This is a genomic window from Rhodococcus sp. OK611 (assembly GCF_003050885.1).
GTDB classification, from domain to species: domain Bacteria; phylum Actinomycetota; class Actinomycetes; order Mycobacteriales; family Mycobacteriaceae; genus Rhodococcus_G; species Rhodococcus_G oryzae.
The window spans coordinates 108,333-127,292 of the sequence record NZ_QAOZ01000016.1 but is presented as its reverse complement, the minus strand read 5'-3'; the positions used below and the strand labels follow the sequence as shown (position 1 = coordinate 127,292).

Sequence of the window (18,960 nt, the reverse complement as noted above, 5' to 3'; positions counted from 1 at the left end):
AACGCTCTGACCTGACCCTTCTGCGTCTGCGCCACCCGCCCACTAGACTCGCTTGGCACTTTTCCCTCCCCTACCGCCCGAGGAGACCACTTGCCGGACGAGGCGCTGCAGCACGACGAACGTGAGCGCGAGCAACAGTACGTGTCGATGCTGTACGACCGTCTTGATTCGCTGCGTGACTACGCCGCAACCCGCCTGCGCAAGGTGCTCCTCGAGACCGGCGGCACCCCGCAGGCTCGCAGCGAGCGCGAGTCGTTCAGCCTGATGTACACCGAGGACATCGCCAAATACGACGCGGCGGAGAACGGCCTCTGCTTCGGACGGATCGACCTCGACGGGCAGGATCCGGACGAGGAAGCTCCCGACGGCGACGCGCGGCGCTATATCGGCCGTGTGGGCATCCTCGACGAGGCCAACGACTACGAGACCCTGCTGCTGGACTGGCGGGCGCCGCTGGCCCGGCCGTTCTACCTGGCGACCCCGGCCGCACCCGAGGGCGTCACCCGGCGCAGGCACATCAGGACCCGCAGCCGGAAGGTCACCGGGCTCGGCGACGAGTACCTGGACCTCGCGACCGCGGAGCGCGCGGGGGCCCTCGACGGCGCCGACGGCGTGGCGGGTGAGAGCGCCCTGCTCACCGCGCTCAACGCGGCCAGGACCGGCCACATGAACGACATCGTCGAGACCATCCAGTCGGAGCAGGACGCGATCATCCGGTCCGAGCACAAGTCGGTGATGGTCGTGCAGGGCGGGCCGGGAACCGGCAAGACCGCGGTGGCACTGCACCGCGCGGCGTACCTGCTCTACACCTACCGGCAGCAGCTGGCGAAGAGCGGCGTGCTGATCATCGGGCCCAACGACACCTTTCTCGACTACATCGGCCAGGTGCTCCCCTCGCTCGGTGAGACCGGTGTGCTGCTCTCCACCATCGGCGACCTCTATCCGGGAGTGCGTGCCACGCATCAGGATTCGCTCGAGTGTGGCGAGGTCAAGGGTTCGCTCGCGATGGTCGAGGTGCTCAAGCAGGCGGTCCGGGACCGGCAGGAGACCCCGCAGGAGCCGATCCGGCTGAGGTTCGACTCCTACCCCATCTCCCTCGATCGCAAGGTCGTCACCCGCGCGCGCGGGCGGGCCCGCTCGTCACGGCGCCCACACAACCTCGCCCGGCCGATCTTCGTCTCGGCGGTGATCGAAGCCCTCGCCGATCAGCATGCGGCCCGGATCGGGTCGAACGTGCTTGGCGGGGCGAACCTGCTCAGCCGCGACGACATCGCCGACATCCGGGACGAGATGCGCGGCGACCCCGAGGTGATGGCCGCGATCGACGGGCTGTGGCCGCAGCTGACACCCCAGCGGGTACTCGCGGACCTGCTCGGTTCCCGGAAGCGGCTGGACTCGGCGGCACGCCAACTCACCGCCGAGCAGCGCGAATTGCTGCACCGCACCGGCGTCGCAGGGTTCAGCGCGGCCGACGCTCCCCTGCTCGACGAGCTCGCCGAACTGCTCGGCGTGGACGATGCCGCGGAACGCGAACGGGCGGACCGCGAATGGCGGGCCCAGATCGCCGATGCCCAGGGCGCACTGGACATCCTCACCGGCTCGGCCCCGCAGGACCTCGAGGACGAGCTGGATCCCGAGATCCTGATGGCGTACGACCTGATCGACGCGGGCCAGCTCGCGCAGCGTCAGGACCTGCGGCAGTCCCAGACCGCGGCCGAGCGCGCGGCGGCCGACCGCACCTGGACCTACGGGCACGTCATCGTGGACGAGGCGCAGGAACTCTCGGAGATGGCCTGGCGAATGCTGATGCGGCGCATCCCGAATCGATGGATGACCCTGGTCGGCGACACCGCCCAGACGGGCGATCCGGCGGGCAGCTCGTCCTGGCAGACGGTGCTCGAGCCGTACGTCGCCCGGCGCTGGAAGCTGACCGAGCTGACGGTGAACTACCGCACGCCCTCCGAGATCATGGACGTCGCGCAGGACGTGCTCGCCCGGATCGACCCCGACCAGACGGTGCCGCGTTCGGTGCGCGACTCGGGGACGCGGCCGTGGGCACGGCGGGTGCCCGAGGGCGAGGTCGCCGAACAGGTCCGTCGGATGGTCGCCGCGGAGACCGGGCCCGGTCTCGTCGCGGTCCTGACCAGCGAGTCGGGCGTCGACGAGTTCCTCGACCTGATCTCGGATTCGGTGAGCGTGCTCTCGGTCCGGCAGGCGAAGGGGCTCGAGTTCGACTCGGTCCTCATCGTGGAGCCCCGTCAGATCGTGGACGAGTCACCGCGCGGGATGAACGATCTCTACGTCGCGCTCACCCGTGCCACGCAACGGCTCGGCGTCGTGCACGCACACCCGCTCCCGGACGGACTCTCGAAACTGTCTGCACTCGAATAGTTTTCACGAGCGCAATGACAAACCGCCCCCGTCGGCGATGCCGGCGGGGGCGGGAGATGTTCGGACGCGACTAGCGGACCGTGTGCACGATCAGGACGTCGGAGGTGGACTTACGCGCCGCGTCCGAGGGGACCGATCCGAGCAGACGCCCGGTCAGCGTGTTCAGTCCACGGTTGCCGATCACCAGCAGGTCGGCCTCGACCTCGTCGATGAGCGCGAGCAGCGAGTCCACGGGAGCGCCGACGACGGCACGCTCGACGATATCGGCCGCGCCGGCCGCGTGCGCCCGCTCGCGAGCGGTCCGCAGGATCTCGAAGGTGGGCGCGGAACCGGTGATCTGGTACGCATCCTCACGCAGGCTGTCCTGCGCTGCCTCGATGTCCTTCGGGTCCGCCGGGTAGTAGGCGCAGGCGATGACCAGTTTCGCGCCGGCATCGGACGCCAGCGACGCGGCCTTGTCCACTGCCTTCAGGGACGAATCCGAGCCATCGGTTCCGACGACGATGGTGCGGTAGGCGCTCATTCATTCCTCCAAGGTGCTCAGGTCTGACCGGAGCGCCGCAGAATCACGGACAGCCCGGCCGCTGGGAAAGACCCTAGCCGGATCGCGATCGGGTTAGGGGGAATTGCGGCACAACGCACATCGGCGCCGCATCGCTACATTAGATCTCATGCGAATCCCCCGGCCGCAGGGAATCAGGACCCGGATCGTCGTGGCCGTCGCCCTCGTTGCCGTCGGCGCCGGTGCCATCGCCGTGACCAGGTCGATCACCGAGCCGCCCGCGCCGGTGACCGAGGATGTCGCGGTGACGATGCCCGCGGGCCCCGCGGAGCCGGATCAGGTCAAAATCGATGCCCGCCTGTATCTTCCGCAGCACACCCCGGCACCCGCCGTACTCCTCGCGCACGGGTTCGGCGGCAGCAAGGACTCCGTCGCCGCGCAGGCGGGAGCGCTCGCGGAGGACGGGTTCGTGGTGCTGGCATACAGCGCCAGGGGTTTCGGGCAGAGCACCGGTCAGATCTCGTTGAACGACCCGGATCGCGAGGTGGCGGACGCTCGCGGCCTCGTCGACTGGCTGGCCGCGCGCGGCGAGGTCGAGCAGGACGGCCCCGGCGACCCGAAGATCGGCGTGGCGGGCGGATCCTATGGCGGCGCACTGGCCTTGATGCTCGGCGGACTCGACTCGCGTATCGATGCGATCGCCGCGGCGATCACGTGGAATGACCTGGGCCACGCCCTGTTTCCGAACTTCGGCACGATCGAGTCGCCGCCACCGTCGACGCCCGCCGCGGCCGGGTACGGCGGCCCTGGCGTGCTCAAACGCGGCTGGGCCGGCATCTTCTTCGGCGCGGGCGCGGGCACGGCCCCATCCGGGGCAGGCGCGGACGCGGCCGAACCGCGGCCGGAACCGGGACCCTGTGGACGGTTCGCGCTGGAGTTCTGCCGGGAGTACGCCGCGGCCGCGGAATCCGGGAAACCGAGCCAGGAACTGCTGGACCTGCTCCGTGCGCACTCGCCCGCGGCGGTCGCGGGCGCGATCACCGCGCCCACGCTGCTGATCCAGGGTGAACAGGACACGCTGTTCGGACTCGACCAGTCCGACGCGACCGCGCGCCAGATCGCCGCGACCGGCACACCCGTCCAGGTGCGCTGGTTTCCCGGTGGGCACGACGCCGGGGGCGAGGGCACCCGCTTCAGCGAGTCCGCGACGTCGCGGTTCCTGTCCGAGCAACTCCGCGGGTCCGGCGAGGTGGACGAGGAGTTCGTGTTCTCGCTCCCTGGCACTCCGACCGATCAGGGTCGTCCCTCCTATCGGCGGATGACCGCCGCCGACTACCCGGGCCTGGTCGCGGACGCGCCGCCGACCCCGACCATCGATCTCGCGCTCGCCGGACCGGCATCGCAGAGCATCCTCCGGCCGCCCGGCGCCGCGCCTGCCGCCCTGTCCGCGGTGCCCGGCCTCGGCTCGGCGCTGTCGAACCTGAGTGCCGTCGGCGGGCCCGCGGCGGCTCTGGTGGCCGACCCGCCCGGCCAGTCCGCCGCGTTCGCCACCGCACCGCTCGACCACCCGCTCACGATCACGGGTGTCTCCACGGTCCGGCTCATCGTCACCGCCGCCTCCGCGCCGGGGGACGCCGTGCTGTTCGCGAAGCTGTACGACGTGAGCCCCGACGGCAGGCGCACCCTGCCCGGCGGTGCGGTCTCCGCGATCCGGCTGCCCGAGGGCCCCGAACCGCACCCGATCGCGGTGGCCCTGCCCGGTATCGCGTTCCAGGTGCCGCAGGGACACCACCTCGAAGTGGTCGTCACCACCACCGACCAGGCCTACGCGAACCCCCTCAGCCCGGCCCAGTTCTCGGTGGCCCTCGCCGACGACGCCGGCCTCCTGGTCCCGAGCGTGCCCGCCACCAGCTCCAGCCGTTCGCTGCCGATCGGTCCGCTGATCGGGATCGCGTGCATCCTCGGCGGGGCTGCCCTCCTGGTCACCATCGGCGTGATCCGGCGCCGGCGCCGCGTGGCTGCCGAGGTCGACCCCGCCTTCGTCGACACCCCGCTGGTCATCACCGACCTGCGCAAGACCTATGACAATGGCTTCCGCGCGGTCGACGGGGTCAGTTTCACCGTCCGCCGCGGCCAGGTCCTCGGGCTGCTCGGTCCCAACGGCGCGGGCAAGACCACCACCCTGCGGATGTTGATGGGGCTGATCACGCCGACCGAGGGCGAGATCCGCGTCTTCGGCCACAGGGTCACCCCTGGTGCGCCGGTGCTCTCCCGGCTCGGGTCCTTCGTCGAGGGGTCCGGCCTGCTGCCGCATCTGAGCGGCATCGACAATCTGCGGCTGTACTGGGAGGCCACCGGGCGGCCCGCCGGTGAGGCGCGCATGGACGAGGCCCTCGAGATCGCGGATCTCGGCGATGCGATCGAACGGAAGGTCCGTTCCTACAGCCAGGGAATGCGTCAGCGGCTCGCGATCGCGCAGGCGATGCTCGGCCTGCCGGACCTGATGGTCCTGGACGAACCCACCAACGGGCTCGACCCGCCGCAGATCCGCACCATGCGGGAGGTGCTGATCAACTACGCACGCACCGGGCGCACCGTCCTCGTCTCCAGCCACCTGCTGGCCGAGGTCGAGCAGACCTGCACCGACGTGGTGGTGATGAACCACGGCCGGGTGATCAGTTCCGGCACCGTCGAGGAGCTCACCTCCGCCGAGGGCGCCACCGAACTGCGGGTCGACGACCCCTCCCGGGCGGCCGTGGTTCTCGAGTCGGTCGACGGGCTCGGGCCCGTGCGCCTGATCGAGGGTGAGAATCCCCGGCTGCGGGTCGATCTCGGCGAAACCGACCCGGCGGCGCTGGTGCGCACCCTCGTCGGCGCGGGCATCGGGGTCAGGGGTCTGTCGAAGACGACCCGCCTCGAGGACGTGTTCCTCCGACTGGTGGACATCTCCGACCATCGCGAACACGACAGGGAGGACGCATGACCAGCCAGGCCGACGGCGGAGCCGTCACATCCCATACCGACGGCGGGGCCGTCACGTCCCATACCGACGGCGGAGCCGTCACATCCAGGGCCGACGGCGGAGCCGTGCCGTCTCATCCCGACGGCCGGGCGGCCGGATACCGGGCGACGCACACCCTGCCGCTGCGCACCGAGCTCAAGCGACAGTTCAAACGCAGGCGCACCCACCTGGCGCTCGGCTTCCTGGCGTTGCTGCCCGTGATCCTCGCGATCGCGTTCGCCATCGGCGGGTCGGACTCCTCTGGATCCGGCGGGGTCGACCTGATCGAACTCGGCACCACGGGCGGGGTGAACTTCACCGTGTTCTGCCTGTTCATGTCGGTCGGTTTCCTGCTGATCGTGGTGGTGGCGTTGTTCTTCGGCGATTCCGTCGCGAGCGAGGCGTCCTGGTCCTCGCTGCGCTACCTGCTCGCCATCCCGGTCCCCCGCAGCCGGCTCCTGCAGCAGAAGGCCATCGTGTCAGCGGCGCTGTCCGCGCTGGCGATCCTGATCCTGTTCGGGGTGGCGCTCACGCTCGGCACCGCCTTGTACGGGACGGGACCGCTGGTGACCCCGTTCGGCGATTCCCTCGGGTATGGCGAGGCGGTGGGACGACTGCTGGTCGCGCTGGCGTTCATCGCGGTGAACCTGACCTGGGTGGCGGGTCTTGCCCTGCTGCTCTCCGTGCTCACCGACGCCCCGCTCGGCGCGGTCGGCGGCACGGTGATGGTGTCCATCCTCGTGCAGATCCTCGACCAGATCACCGCGCTCGGGCACTGGCGCGACTATCTGCCGGGGCATTTCTCGTTCGCCTGGACCCGACTCCTTGCACCGACGGTGGACTGGCACGACATCGTGGTCGGGTCGTTCTCGGCGCTGGCGTACGCGGCGGTGTTCGGACTGTTTGCCTGGCAGCGGTTCGCGGTCAAGGACATCACCAGCTGACCGCGCCGGGCCGCGGTCAGCGCTGGACCGCGGACCCGTACACCCCGTCCGGGAACACCCCCTGGTCCACCAGGACCGCGCGCAGATCGGTGCCGAGTTCGAGCAGGCGCGCCGCGCCGTCCTCGCCGAGCGCCGCCCACGGGGCCACCGCCATCTCGTCGGTCAGTTCCTCGACGCATTCGCGCAACTCCCAGCCGGCGCCGGTGAGCTCCCCGTCGTCCCCGAGCAGACCCCGGTCGCTGAGCGAGTCCACCGCGACGCGCCACTGCTCGTCGGACCAGCCGCGGCGCGACCTGGCGAACTGCTCCTGGAACCCGTTGCCGGTGGCCGTGTGCGACACCAGCGCCTCGATCCCGGAGAGCCCCGCGGTCTGCAAGGCGGCGATGTGTCCGTCACCTCGGTACTCACGGAGCAGCGTCAGGGCGTGCCAGAGCACCAGGTGCGGCTCGGTCGGCCACTCGATCTCGGCGTGCCCGGCATAGAGCGGCCGACCGGACGCCTCCGGGATGGCGCGCGCCGCGGTGGCCGCCAAGGCCGCGGCCTCGTCGAACGCCGACGAGCCGATCGCCTCGACGCCATAGATGCGCCGCATCGCCGCGTCCACCCCGCGGTATCTGGCCTCCACGACGGCCGCAGGCCCTGCCTGCGTCCAGGCGACCGGGATCACCGACGTGATCGCCTCGGGATTGAAGTTGTAGAAGGTCGCCGCAACCACCCCGGCCCCGACCGCGCCCATCGCGGCGGACCGTCCGGCGAAGTAGCACATCCGGCCCGGGCTCAGGCCCGCGGCGACGAGGCTCTCGTTCACCTCCGGCGCGAAATACGACATGCCGTGGATCAGATCAAGGGTCCGGGCTGCCTGCCCCGCCGTCCGTGAGTCCATGTGCTCGACCGTAGCGGGCGCGAGCGGAACGTCGCCGTCCGGTCGGTGAACGACCCACGCCCGGCTCGCTCTACGAGACGCCGGCGGCGTCCATACCCCGAAGCTCCTTCTTCAGGTCCTGGATCTCGTCGCGCAACCGCCCGGCCAGCTCGAACTGCAGCTCGCGCGCGGCGTTCATCATCTGGTCCGTCAGTTCCTTGACCAGGTCCGCCAGCTCCGCCCGCGGCATCGACTTCACGTCGCGGCCCTCGTACACGCCCGCGCTGACGGCTCGGCCCGCCTCGCCCTGGGCGCGACGCCCGCGACTGGCGTTTCGCCCCGACCCGCCGACGTCCACGCCCGCGGCCGTGTCATCGGCCTCCTCGTAGACCTGGTCGAGGATGTCGGCGATCTTCTTGCGCAGGGGCTGCGGGTCGACGCCCATCTCCCGGTTGTAGGCGATCTGCTTCTCGCGGCGGCGATCGGTCTCCTCGATCGCATGGGCCATCGAGTCGGTGATCTTGTCCGCGTACATGTGCACCTGGCCGGAGACGTTGCGGGCCGCGCGGCCGATGGTCTGGATCAGGCTGGTGGAACTGCGCAGGAAGCCTTCCTTGTCGGCGTCCAGGATCGCGACGAGCGAGACCTCCGGCAGGTCGAGGCCCTCGCGGAGCAGGTTGATGCCGACGAGCACGTCGTACTCCCCCAGCCGCAGCTGTCGGAGCAGCTCGACCCGGCGGAGGGTGTCGATGTCCGAGTGCAGGTACCGCACCCGGATCCCCAGTTCCAGCAGGTAGTCGGTCAGGTCCTCGGCCATCTTCTTGGTGAGGGTGGTGACCAGGACTCGCTCGTCCTTGTCGGTGCGCTCCCTGATCTCGTGCACGAGGTCGTCGATCTGGCCCTTGGTGGGCTTGACCACCACCTGCGGGTCCACCAGCCCGGTCGGCCGAATGACCTGCTCGACGAACTCGCCGCCCGCCTGGCCGAGCTCGTACTTGCCCGGGGTGGCCGACAGGTAGACCGTCTGCCCGATCCGCTGGGTGAACTCCTCCCAGGTGAGAGGACGGTTGTCGGTCGCCGAGGGCAACCGGAACCCGAACTCGACGAGGTTGCGCTTGCGGGACATGTCGCCCTCGTACATCGCGCCGATCTGCGGAACGGTGACGTGCGACTCGTCGATGACCAGCAGGAAGTCCTCGGGGAAGTAGTCGATGAGGGTGGCGGGCGCGGTGCCGGCACCGCGGCCGTCGATGTGCCGCGAGTAGTTCTCGATCCCGGAGCAGAACCCGACCTGCTTGATCATCTCGATGTCGTAGTTGGTCCGCATCCGCAGCCGCTGCGCCTCGAGCAGCTTGCCCCGCCCCTCCAGGTCGGCGAGCCGCTCCTCGAGCTCGGCCTCGATGTCCTTGACCGCGCGCTCCATCCGCTCCGGACCCGCGACGTAGTGGGTGGCCGGGAAGATCCTCAGCGAATCGACCTGGCGGACCACGTCGCCGGTGAGCGGGTGAAGGTAGTAGAGCGCCTCGATCTCGTCGCCGAAGAATTCGATGCGGATCGCGAGCTCCTCGTACGACGGGATGATCTCCACCGTGTCCCCGCGCACCCGGAACGAACCGCGGGTGAAGGACAGGTCGTTGCGGTTGTACTGCACGTCGACCAGCAGGCGCAGCAGCGCATCGCGGGGCACCTCGACGCCGACGTCGAGCTGGATCGACCGGTCCAGGTAGGACTGCGGGGTGCCGAGACCGTAGATGCACGAGACGGACGCGACCACCACCACGTCACGACGCGAGAGCAGGCTCGAAGTCGCGGAGTGCCGCAGCCGCTCCACGTCGTCGTTGATCGACGAGTCCTTCTCGATGTAGGTGTCCGTCTGCGCGATGTACGCCTCGGGCTGGTAGTAGTCGTAGTACGAGACGAAGTACTCGACTGCGTTGTTCGGCAACATCTCTCGTAGCTCGTTCGCGAGCTGCGCGGCGAGGGTCTTGTTCGGCGCCATCACCAGCGTCGGCCGCTGCAGCTTCTCGATCAGCCAGGCCGTCGTCGCCGACTTTCCCGTGCCGGTGGCACCGAGCAGCACCACGTTCTTCTCGTCCGCCCGGATCCGTCGCTCGAGTTCCGCGATCGCCGCGGGCTGGTCGCCTGCGGGCTGATGCGGGCTCACCACCTCGAACCGGGCCTCGGACCGTTCGATGTCGCCGACCGGCCGGAACTCGGAGTGCGCCACCACGGGATGCTCGGATGCGAAAGCCATGGAACCAGAGTAAGCCGGGGCACCGACATCCTCCCGGCATCGTCGTCGGGAGCCAGACCCGCCGGGTAGGTTCAACAGCCATGGACGGCGAAGTGCACGCCCCGAAGATCGAGTCCTTCTCGCTCGCGGACAAGACGAACACCGATCCGAAGGGCTTCGTTCGACCGGTGGACCACTACCGGCTCGAACCGTGGGGCCTGTACATGGCCAGGACCTCGGACCACGCCCACTTCCACTACCTGGAGTCCTGGCTGCTGCCGGACCTGGGCCTACGCGCGTCGATCTTCCACTACCACCCGTTTCACGCACGGGATCAGAACCACTATGTCGACATCGGCGAGTTCACCGCGGCGCCAGGGGTCTGGCGATCCGAGGACCACTACCTGGACCTGGTGGTACGGACCGGGCGCGACACCGAGCTACTGGACGTGGACGAACTGATCGCCGCGCATGCGGCAGGCCTGCTCGACGCCGCGACGACCGAGCTGGCGATCCACCGGGCGGTGACCGCGGCCGACGGGATCGCCGCGCACGGTCACGACCTCGACGCCTGGCTCGCCTCGGTCGGGATGCCGATCAGCTGGCGCTGACCGGATGGGATGCCGAGCAGCCTGCGCCGACCATGCCCCTCATGAGGGCGACCAACCGCTCCGCTCGGCCCACTCCCAGGCCCGCTGGTAGCCGAGATCGAACCACGGCGCGAGCGCCGCGGCATAGGTCACGGTGGCCTCGCCCGTGTGCGCGTCGGCGGCGGCCCAGCGGACCGCAACCCTCTTGACCTCGAGGAATTCGGCCCGAGCAGCGGCGTCGGCGCGCAGCCAGTCGCGCAGCAGGAGCGCGAAGCGCTGGCCCGGCCAGCCGTCGACGCGCAGGCTGATCTCCACGGGCCTGCCGGGATCGGCGCCGCCGTGGGTGCGCTTGTCCCACAGCGCCGGGTCGGCCTCACCACCGATGGCGTAGTCCGGCTTCGGGTCGTCGTGGGTGATCGACTCGATCCGCGGGAACCCGGCCGCGGCCAGCGGGCCCGCGAGCGCGTCCGCGGCAGCGATGCTCGAGACGGTGATCTGCACGTCGATCACGTCCTTGGCGTCCAGGCCGGGTACCGAGGTCGAGCCGATGTGGTCGATCCGCAGGGCGCCGGCACCGCAGGCCAGCCAAAGGCGCTCGATCAGTCGGCGGGCCTGGTCCGGCCAGGTAGCGTCGGCGGGCGCGAGAACGGGCCGAACCCGCACCACCGTTCCGGTCCGCAGGTTCTCCTCGAACGGCACCAGTCGCTGGTCCCACAAGGCCTTCACCTCGGCGTCGAGGCCGCCCTGCGGACCGCTGTTGTCCAGCCAGACATCCGCCGCGGCCCGCCGCTGGTCGTCGGTGGCCTGCGCCGCGAGGCGTGCCCTGGCGTCGTGCTCGGGCATACCGCGCAGCTCGACCAGGCGTCGCACCCGCTCCTCGGCGTCCACGTAGACCACCAGCACGAGGTGGAACAGCGCGCCCATCCGGCCCTCGACCAGGAGCGGAATGTCCTGCACCACCACGGCATCCGCCCCGGCGGACTCGACGAGTTCGGTGGTGCGCCTGCCGACGAGCGGATGGACCACCGCGTTAAGCCGCGCCCGCGCCTCGTCGTCCCCGAACGCCACGGCCGCAAGGGCCGGTCGATCCAACTGACCGTCGGGTCGGAGGATCGAGTCACCGAACTCCGCGACCAGCGCGGCCAGTCCCTCGGTGCCCGGTTCCACCACCTCGCGGGCCACCAGGTCGCTGTCGACGACCACGGCACCGAGATCCGCCAGGATCCTCGACACCGTGGACTTACCCGCTCCAATACCTCCGGTGAGGCCGATTCTCAGCACGCATACCAGTCTGTCATCTGAACACGCCGAAGCACACCAGCCCCAAATGCACCAGGTTTACCCGAGACTCGGTATCCTACGGACAGACGCGCCAGGCCACCCATCTCGAGACAAAGGGAATTCCATGCAAAGCCACTACATCCTTCAGGGTCGGCACCGTCTGGGCATCGTCAACGGTGTGCATTGCATCCTGATTCCCGAGGTCGCCACCGCTCTGGCCGAGCACCGTCGCAACTGGTTCACGCAGATGATCAGCCCCGCGCGCCACAGCTTCGCGACGATGCGCAAGCGCACCGCCGTGATGCAGAGCGCCTGGGCCCCTGCCGCAGTGAGCTGATCGGGCTCCCCCCGACTCCCCCGTCTCCCCCGTCTCCACGAGTGCCCCCGCCCGAATTCGGGCGGGGGCACTCGTCTGTGATGCGCACGCAGATTCGAATGCGGTTGCCGCGGCGGCGTCCTACCGTTGGTGACATGACTGTCAAAGCCGATGATCTGCGACTGCTGTTGGCCAGCTCCCTCTCGCAGCCCACGCTGGTGCTGGAGGAGGGTTCGCTCAAGGTTCTCTCGGGAGACGAGGTGGCCAAGCGGTCCTCGTGGGTGGTCGTCACCCTCGAGGACCTCCGCCGAGAACTACCCGACGGCGACAACCCCACCGAACACGATCTGGTGGAGAAGGCCGCCATGCTCGACGAACTCGTCTCCAGCCCGGGGGCCTGACCGGAGAGACAAAACAACCCCGGTCCTGTACGGACCGGGGTTGTTCTGTGAGACCCGGCTAGCGGGTCATCGTGTCACGCGTTGCCGGACAGCTTCTCGCGGAGAGCGGCGAGCTGCGCATCGCTGGCGAGCGAGCCACCAGCGGATTCCGGAGCGGCACCGGCGGACTCGCCGGCGTCGGCCGAACCGGTCTCGGAGGAGTAGCCTGCGGCGGCGTTGGCAGCCTCGGCGGCCTCGTCCGCAGCGGTCTTCTCCATCTGAGCGGTGTGCATCTTGTGGCGACGCTCGGCCTCGGCGTAGCGGCCTTCCCACTCTTCACGCTGCTTGTCGAAGCCCTCGAGCCATTCGTTGGTCTCGGGATCGAAGCCCTCGGGGAAGATGTAGTTGCCCTGCTCGTCGTACGAGTCGGCCATGCCGTACTTGGACGGATCGAACTCGGCGTTGTAATCCTCGTTGGCCTGCTTCAGCGACAGCGAGATACGACGACGCTCGAGGTCGATGTCGATGACCTTGACGAGGGCATCGTCGCCGACGCCGACGACCTGGTCCGGAACCTCCACGTGGCGCTCGGCCAGCTCGGAGATGTGGACGAGGCCTTCGATTCCCTCTTCGACGCGCACGAAGGCACCGAACGGAACCAGCTTCGTGACCTTGCCGGGCACGATCTGGCCGATCGCGTGGGTGCGGGCGAACTGACGCCACGGGTCTTCCTGCGTCGCCTTGAGCGAGAGGGAGACACGCTCGCGGTCCAGGTCGACGTCGAGGACCTCGACGGTGACCTCGTTGCCGACCTCGACGACCTCAGACGGGTGATCGATGTGCTTCCAGGACAGCTCGGAGACGTGCACAAGGCCGTCGACGCCACCCAGGTCCACGAAGGCACCGAAGTTGACGATGGAGGACACGACGCCCTTGCGGACCTGGCCCTTCTGGAGCTGGTGCAGGAACTCGCTGCGGACCTCGGACTGGGTCTGCTCGAGCCATGCGCGACGCGACAGGACCACGTTGTTGCGGTTCTTGTCGAGCTCGATGATCTTGGCCTCGATCTCCTTGCCGACGTACGGCTGCAGATCGCGGACACGACGCATCTCGACCAGCGACGCGGGCAGGAAGCCACGGAGGCCGATGTCGAGGATCAGGCCGCCCTTGACGACCTCGATGACGGTGCCCTTGACGGCCTCGTCCTTCTCCTTGAGCTCCTCGATGGTGCCCCAGGCGCGCTCGTACTGTGCGCGCTTCTTCGACAGGATCAGTCGACCTTCCTTGTCCTCCTTGGTGAGAACAAGAGCCTCGACGGCGTCGCCGACGGAAACGACCTCATTGGGGTCGACGTCGTGCTTGATCGAGAGCTCGCGGGAAGGGATGACGCCTTCGGTCTTGTAACCGATGTCGAGCAGGACCTCGTCGCGGTCGACCTTGACGATGGTTCCTTCGACGATGTCGCCATCGTTGAAGTACTTGATCGTGGCATCGATGGCGGCGAGGAAATCCTCGGCGGAGCCAATGTCGTTGATGGCTACCTGCGGCGAGGTAACGGTTGTGGAGGGCATGTGTTGAGTTGCTCCGGACGGTTGGGTAGTCGGTTGATGGTGTTCTGTCGGACTCACGAATCCCCACCGCCATACCGAATCCGGCACCGTACGGCAGACACTCGCGTGGATTAGGGTACGCGACCTGTAGCGAGCTGGGCAAACCCGGATGCACCGACGTCGGCGGGAAACCCTACTGTTGAGCCCATGCCGGGGTCGACGAATGACGCAACAGACATCACACCGCCGACCGATCCGGCCGACCGTCACGGCGAGGCCAATTCGATCCTCGGGACCAGTGGCGTGAGCCGCGACCGCCTCGATTCCGCCGACAGCGAGCGCGCGAGTCGAGCCTGGTGGGATGCCGACGCCGCCGACTATCACCGCACGCACGGCGACTTCCTCGGCGTTGACTCCGCGTCGGGCGAGTTCGTCTGGTGCCCGGAGGGCCTGCACGAGGGCGATGTCCGCCTGCTCGGCGACGTGACCGGCCGGGACGTCCTCGAGGTCGGCTGCGGCTCGGCGCCCTGCGCACGCTGGCTCGCGGGCCAGGGCGCGCGGGCGGTCGGGCTGGACCTCTCGATGGGAATGCTCACGCGCGGCCTCGAGGCGATGGCCAAGGGCGGTCCGCGGGTACCGCTCGTCCAGGCGGGCGCGGAGTCGCTGCCGTTCGCGGACGAGAGCTTCGACATCGTCTGCTCCGCCTTCGGCGCAGTCCCGTTCGTCGCAGATTCCGCGCTGGTGATGCGCGAGGTGGCCCGGGTGCTGCGGCCCGGCGGGCTGTGGGTGTTCGCGGTGAACCACCCGATCCGCTGGATCTTTCCCGACGACCCCGGGCCGAAGGGCCTGACCGCCACGATGCCGTACTTTGACCGGACGCCCTACGTGGAGGTCGACGACGACGGCACGCCGACCTACGTGGAACACCACCGCACGATCGGCGACCGGGTGCGCGAGCTCGTCGCGGCGGGCCTCGAGGTGCGCGACATCGTCGAACCCGACTGGCCGGAGTGGCTGGACCGCGAATGGGGTCAGTGGAGCCCGCTGCGCGGCCAGATCTTTCCCGGCACCGCGATCTTCGTCAGCCGCAAGCCCGACTGACCTCGCGCGGGTCAGTCGGGGTCGCGGAGCCTGCGGCCGGCCTCGTCGAGCGCCCGCCGCAGCGCGTACTCCAGTTGCGCGTTGACGCTGCGCAGGTCGTCGGCCGCCCACTTGGCGATGGCGTCGTAGACGGCGGGGTCCAGCCGCAGCAGCACCTTCTTGCGTTCGGCCATGGGATCAGGAGTACAGCGAGCCCGCGTTGACGACGGGCTGGGTGGCCTTGTCGCCGCACAGGACCACCAGCAGGTTGGACACCATGTTCGCCTTGCGTTCCTCGTCGAGCTCGACGACGCCCTGCTCGCGGAGGCGATCGAGCGCGAGGCCGACCATCCCGACGGCGCCCTCGACGATCATGGTGCGGGCCGCAACCACCTGGGCCGCCTGCTGACGCACCAGCATCGCCTGCGCGATCTCCGGTGCGTACGCGAGGTGGGTGATGCGGGCCTCGATCACCTCGACGCCTGCCAGGTCGGTTCTGTCCCTCAGCTCGGCGGTGAGCTCGGCGGCCACCTCGGTGCCGTCGCGCAGGCTCGTGCCCTGCGTCTGGTCCGAGTCGTAGGGATGCGTGGTGGCCAGGTGCCGGACCGCCGCCTCGGACTGGATCGCGACGTACTCCTCGTAGTCGTCGACCGCGAAGGTCGCCTTGCCGCTGTCGACGACCTTGTAGACGACCACGGCGGCGATCTCGACCGGATTGCCCGCCGCGTCGTTGACCTTCAGTTTCGAGGTCTCGAAGTTGCGCACCCGCAGGGTGACCCGGCGCTTGGTGGTGAGCGGGAGCACCCACTGGAAGCCCGCATCGGCGACCGAGCCGACGTAGCGGCCGAAGAACTGGACGACTTTGGCCTCGTTCGGGTTGATCACCGTGAAGCCGGTTGCCAGGAGCACGACCACCACCGCGAGCACGATCGCCGCCACCGCCCCTGCGGGGCCCGCGAAAGCCGCCGCCGCGGCCACCGCCGCGAGCACCACCAGCCCCAGCAACACCGCGAACCCGTTCAACCGAAACGCCCGACGCTCCATGTCCCACCTTTGCTATCGAAGTGATATCACCACGATAGCAAAGGGGTCAGAGCAGCTTGGACAGGAACAGCTTGGTCCGATCGTGCTGCGGGTTGGCGAGCAGCTCCCTCGGGTTGCCGGACTCGACGACCACGCCACCGTCCATGAACACCAGCTCGTCGGCGACCTCGCGGGCGAAACCCATCTCGTGGGTCACCACGACCATGGTCATGCCCTCCTTGGCGAGGTTCTTCATCACCCCGAGCACCTCCCCCACCAGCTCCGGATCGAGAGCGGAGGTCGGCTCGTCGAACAGCATCAGCTTCGGGTCCATCGCCAGCGCCCGCGCGATCGCGACCCGCTGCTGCTGGCCGCCGGAGAGCTGCGCGGGATAGGCGTCCGCCTTCTCGCTCAGGCCGACCTGATCGAGGAGGTCGCGGGCGCGTTCGACGGCCTTCTTCTTGGGGACCTTCTTCACCTGCATCGGCGCCTCGATGATGTTCTCGAGCGCGGTACGGTGCGGGAACAGGTTGAAGTGCTGGAACACCATGCCGATGTCCCGGCGCTGGCGCGCCGCGGCCCGCGGGTGCAGCTCGTAGAGCTTGCCGCCGCGCTCGGAGTATCCGACCAGGTCGCCGTCGACGTAGAGCCGGCCGGCATTGACCTGCTCGAGGTGGTTGATGCAGCGCAGGAACGTCGACTTCCCGGACCCGGACGGCCCGACCAAGCAGAGCACCTGGCCTCGTTCGATCTCGAGGGACACCCCTCGCAGCACCTTGAGGGCGCCGTAGTTCTTGCAGACCCGGTCGGCCTTCACCATCAGCGTCATCGTCGCTCGCCTCCAGTCTCGATCATCGGCGTTCGCCTCCAGGCGTGTCGGGCAGGGTGTCGGGCGCGGGCATGATCGTGACCGGTTTGCCCTGGGCGTCGGCGAGCGCTTCGAGCTGACGCGTGGTCAGAGTGCGCGAGACGCCACGCGAGTAGTACCGCTCGAGGTAGAACTGGCCGACCATGAGCACGCTGGTGATCGCCAGATACCAGGTCGCGGCCACCAGCAGCAGCGGGATCGGCTGGAAGTTCGCGCCAGAGATGTCCCGCGCACGGCCGTAGAGCTCGAGGCTGAACGGGATCGCGGTGACCAACGAGGTGGTCTTGAGCATGCTGATCAGTTCGTTGCCCGTCGGCGGGATGATCACCCGCATCGCCTGCGGCAGCACGGTCCTGCGCATCGTCTGCGACCACGACATGCCAAGCGCGGTGGACGCCTCGGTCTGGCCCTCGCTGACCGAACTGACGCCGGCGCGGACGATCTCCGCCATGTACGCGGCCTCGTTCAACCCGAGCCCGATGATCGCGAACAGGAACGCGGCCTCGAGGCCCTGCAGCTCGATGTGCGCGAACTGGTGCACAAACGGGATGCCCAGGTCCAGCGTCTTGTAGATGGACGAGAACAGTCCCCAGAACACCAGCTGCACGTACACCGGGGTGCCGCGGAAGATCCACAGGTAGACCCACGCCGACGTCCGCAGCACCGGGTTCGGGGACAGCCGCATCACCGCGAGCACGACGCCAAGCACCACCGCGAGCGCCATCGACAGCACCGTCAGCTGGATGGTCACCCAGGCCGCGGACGAGATCCGTCGGTCGAACAGGTACTGGCCGTAGACATCCCAGGCGAACGCGGGGTTGGTGGCGGCGCCGTACACGAACAGCCCCAGCAAGGTCACGACGACGATCGCGGCGATCCAGCGGCCGGGCCTGCGCAGCGGTATCGCCTTGATCGCCTCCGGCTCCGGCGAACCCCCTGTCTCGGGAGCGTCGCTCTCACTCAGTGCTGGCATCGGTGTCCACCTTTCCCGGCTCAACCGGCCGCCCCGTTGATCTGCGACTGCGTGATCGTGCCCGATCCAACGCCCCAGTTGTCTGCGATCTGCTGATACTGACCGCCGTCGATGAGGTACTGCATGGCCCGCTGCAACACGGGTGCCAGGGGCGATCCCTTGACGAGCGGCCAACCGTACGGTGCCGAGTCGAACACCTCACCGGCTGCCTCCATCCGGCCACCGCTGCGCTTGATCGCGTATGCGGTCACCGGCGAGTCGGCGGAGAGGGCATCAACCCGGCCGAGGATCAACGCGTTCGCGACGTCGTCCTGGCTGTCGAACTTCACCTTCTTGATCGGCGGTCTACCCGCCGCCACGCAGGCCTCGCTCTTCGCGGGCACCTCGTCGATGTCCTCGGTGGTCGTGGTCTGCACGCCGACCCGGAGCCCGCACGCGTTGTTCGGGTCCACCGGCTCACCGGTCCGCTGCGCCCACTGGATGCCCGCGCGGTAGTAGGTGACGAAATCGACCGACTCCTCGCGCTCCTTCGAATCGGTGAACGAGGACATGCCCATCGTGTAGGTGCCTGCCTGCACGGCGGGGATGATCTTGTCGAAGTCCGCCTGCTTGTAGTCGACCGTGAGTCCGAGGACCTTGCCGACGGCGTTCAGCAGGTCCACGTCGAAGCCGACGATATTGCCCGCCTCGTCCTTGAACTCGTTGGGCGCGTAAGGGACGTTCGTTCCGGCGATCAACCGACCGGACGCGGCGACCTCGCGCGGCAGGTCCGCGGCGATCTCGTCGACCCGATCTACGGGCACGTTGTCCGCGACCGGGATCAGTCCCTCGTTGTTGGTCACGCACGAGGACAGCACCAGCGCGAGGAGCGTTGCCCCGACGACCGCACCGACGCCCCTGGTGCGTCTCCATGCTCGGCGGCCTGCCCGAACGGGCGCCGCGGAACACGAGTTGGATCGAGGAATC

At 68.9% G+C, this 18,960-nt stretch carries 17 protein-coding genes; 7 read left to right on the top strand and 10 right to left on the bottom strand.

Translation table 11 applies throughout. The annotated features are described in order from the left end of the window. The first annotated feature begins 90 nt into the window (after window positions 1-90). A complete protein-coding gene (locus C8K38_RS20445; protein WP_097213241.1) occupies window positions 91-2,391 on the top strand; it encodes a HelD family protein in 2,301 nt (766 codons plus the stop codon). A gap of 70 nt (window positions 2,392-2,461) precedes the next feature. Here C8K38_RS20445 and C8K38_RS20440 read toward each other — a convergent pair whose 3' ends face one another. Beyond that, window positions 2,462-2,914: a universal stress protein gene (locus C8K38_RS20440; RefSeq protein ID WP_097213240.1), complete on the bottom strand. Its 453-nt coding sequence runs from the start codon at window positions 2,912-2,914 to the stop codon at window positions 2,462-2,464. A 148-nt stretch (window positions 2,915-3,062) separates the two neighbouring features. Between C8K38_RS20440 and C8K38_RS20435 the strand changes: the two genes are divergently transcribed. Both C8K38_RS20435 and C8K38_RS20430 read left to right on the top strand, forming a co-directional pair. Beyond that, window positions 3,063-5,876, top strand: a complete 2,814-nt coding sequence (locus tag C8K38_RS20435) for an alpha/beta fold hydrolase (RefSeq protein ID WP_097213239.1) — start codon at window positions 3,063-3,065, stop codon at window positions 5,874-5,876. After that, complete coding sequence (locus tag C8K38_RS20430; protein WP_179800655.1) at window positions 5,873-6,838, top strand: ABC transporter permease; 966 nt, start codon at window positions 5,873-5,875, stop codon at window positions 6,836-6,838. The genes C8K38_RS20435 and C8K38_RS20430 overlap by 4 nt, the downstream gene beginning before the upstream one ends. Window positions 6,839-6,854: 16 nt before the next feature. On the opposite strand, the gene C8K38_RS20425 is transcribed toward C8K38_RS20430, so the two are convergent. After that, entirely contained in the window at window positions 6,855-7,721 is an 867-nt protein-coding gene (locus C8K38_RS20425; protein ID WP_097213238.1) for an SCO6745 family protein, read from the bottom strand. A gap of 70 nt (window positions 7,722-7,791) precedes the next feature. Beyond that, entirely contained in the window at window positions 7,792-9,954 is a 2,163-nt protein-coding gene (gene uvrB, locus C8K38_RS20420) for an excinuclease ABC subunit UvrB (protein WP_097213237.1), read from the bottom strand. Window positions 9,955-10,034: 80 nt separating this feature from the next. Here uvrB and C8K38_RS20415 point away from each other — a divergent pair, with 80 nt between their 5' ends. Beyond that, window positions 10,035-10,544, top strand: coding sequence for a DUF402 domain-containing protein (locus C8K38_RS20415; protein ID WP_097213236.1), 510 nt, complete (start codon window positions 10,035-10,037; stop codon window positions 10,542-10,544). A gap of 39 nt (window positions 10,545-10,583) precedes the next feature. Here C8K38_RS20415 and coaE read toward each other — a convergent pair whose 3' ends face one another. After that, entirely contained in the window at window positions 10,584-11,804 is a 1,221-nt protein-coding gene (coaE, locus tag C8K38_RS20410) for a dephospho-CoA kinase (RefSeq protein ID WP_097213235.1), read from the bottom strand. Between the two features lie 124 nt (window positions 11,805-11,928). Between coaE and C8K38_RS20405 the strand changes: the two genes are divergently transcribed. Next, complete coding sequence (locus C8K38_RS20405) at window positions 11,929-12,141, top strand: hypothetical protein (protein WP_027502000.1); 213 nt, start codon at window positions 11,929-11,931, stop codon at window positions 12,139-12,141. Between the two features lie 134 nt (window positions 12,142-12,275). Further along, the gene (locus tag C8K38_RS20400) at window positions 12,276-12,521 is read left to right on the top strand and encodes a hypothetical protein (RefSeq protein WP_077041818.1); all 246 of its coding nucleotides are present in this window, start codon (window positions 12,276-12,278) and stop codon (window positions 12,519-12,521) included. Window positions 12,522-12,595: 74 nt separating this feature from the next. On the opposite strand, the gene rpsA is transcribed toward C8K38_RS20400, so the two are convergent. After that, window positions 12,596-14,071 carry a 30S ribosomal protein S1 gene (gene rpsA, locus C8K38_RS20395; protein WP_097213234.1) on the bottom strand — a complete coding sequence of 492 codons (1,476 nt, stop codon included), beginning with the start codon at window positions 14,069-14,071 and terminating at the stop codon, window positions 12,596-12,598. A gap of 186 nt (window positions 14,072-14,257) precedes the next feature. Here rpsA and C8K38_RS20390 point away from each other — a divergent pair, with 186 nt between their 5' ends. After that, entirely contained in the window at window positions 14,258-15,151 is an 894-nt protein-coding gene (locus C8K38_RS20390) for a class I SAM-dependent methyltransferase (protein ID WP_097213233.1), read from the top strand. An 11-nt stretch (window positions 15,152-15,162) separates the two neighbouring features. On the opposite strand, the gene C8K38_RS27260 is transcribed toward C8K38_RS20390, so the two are convergent. Genes C8K38_RS27260 through C8K38_RS20370 form a run of 5 tightly spaced genes read right to left on the bottom strand, consistent with a single transcriptional unit; the run spans window position 15,163 to window position 18,959 of the window. Then, the gene (locus C8K38_RS27260; protein WP_179800654.1) at window positions 15,163-15,324 is read right to left on the bottom strand and encodes a hypothetical protein; all 162 of its coding nucleotides are present in this window, start codon (window positions 15,322-15,324) and stop codon (window positions 15,163-15,165) included. 4 nt (window positions 15,325-15,328) lie between these two features. After that, the gene (locus tag C8K38_RS20385; RefSeq protein ID WP_097213232.1) at window positions 15,329-16,174 is read right to left on the bottom strand and encodes an SPFH domain-containing protein; all 846 of its coding nucleotides are present in this window, start codon (window positions 16,172-16,174) and stop codon (window positions 15,329-15,331) included. A 46-nt stretch (window positions 16,175-16,220) separates the two neighbouring features. After that, entirely contained in the window at window positions 16,221-16,982 is a 762-nt protein-coding gene (locus C8K38_RS20380) for an amino acid ABC transporter ATP-binding protein (protein WP_077041821.1), read from the bottom strand. 22 nt (window positions 16,983-17,004) lie between these two features. Continuing rightward, a complete protein-coding gene (locus C8K38_RS20375; RefSeq protein WP_097213231.1) occupies window positions 17,005-17,994 on the bottom strand; it encodes an amino acid ABC transporter permease in 990 nt (329 codons plus the stop codon). A gap of 20 nt (window positions 17,995-18,014) precedes the next feature. Then, window positions 18,015-18,959 carry an ABC transporter substrate-binding protein gene (locus C8K38_RS20370; protein ID WP_179800656.1) on the bottom strand — a complete coding sequence of 315 codons (945 nt, stop codon included), beginning with the start codon at window positions 18,957-18,959 and terminating at the stop codon, window positions 18,015-18,017. Window position 18,960: the final 1 nt, after the last annotated feature.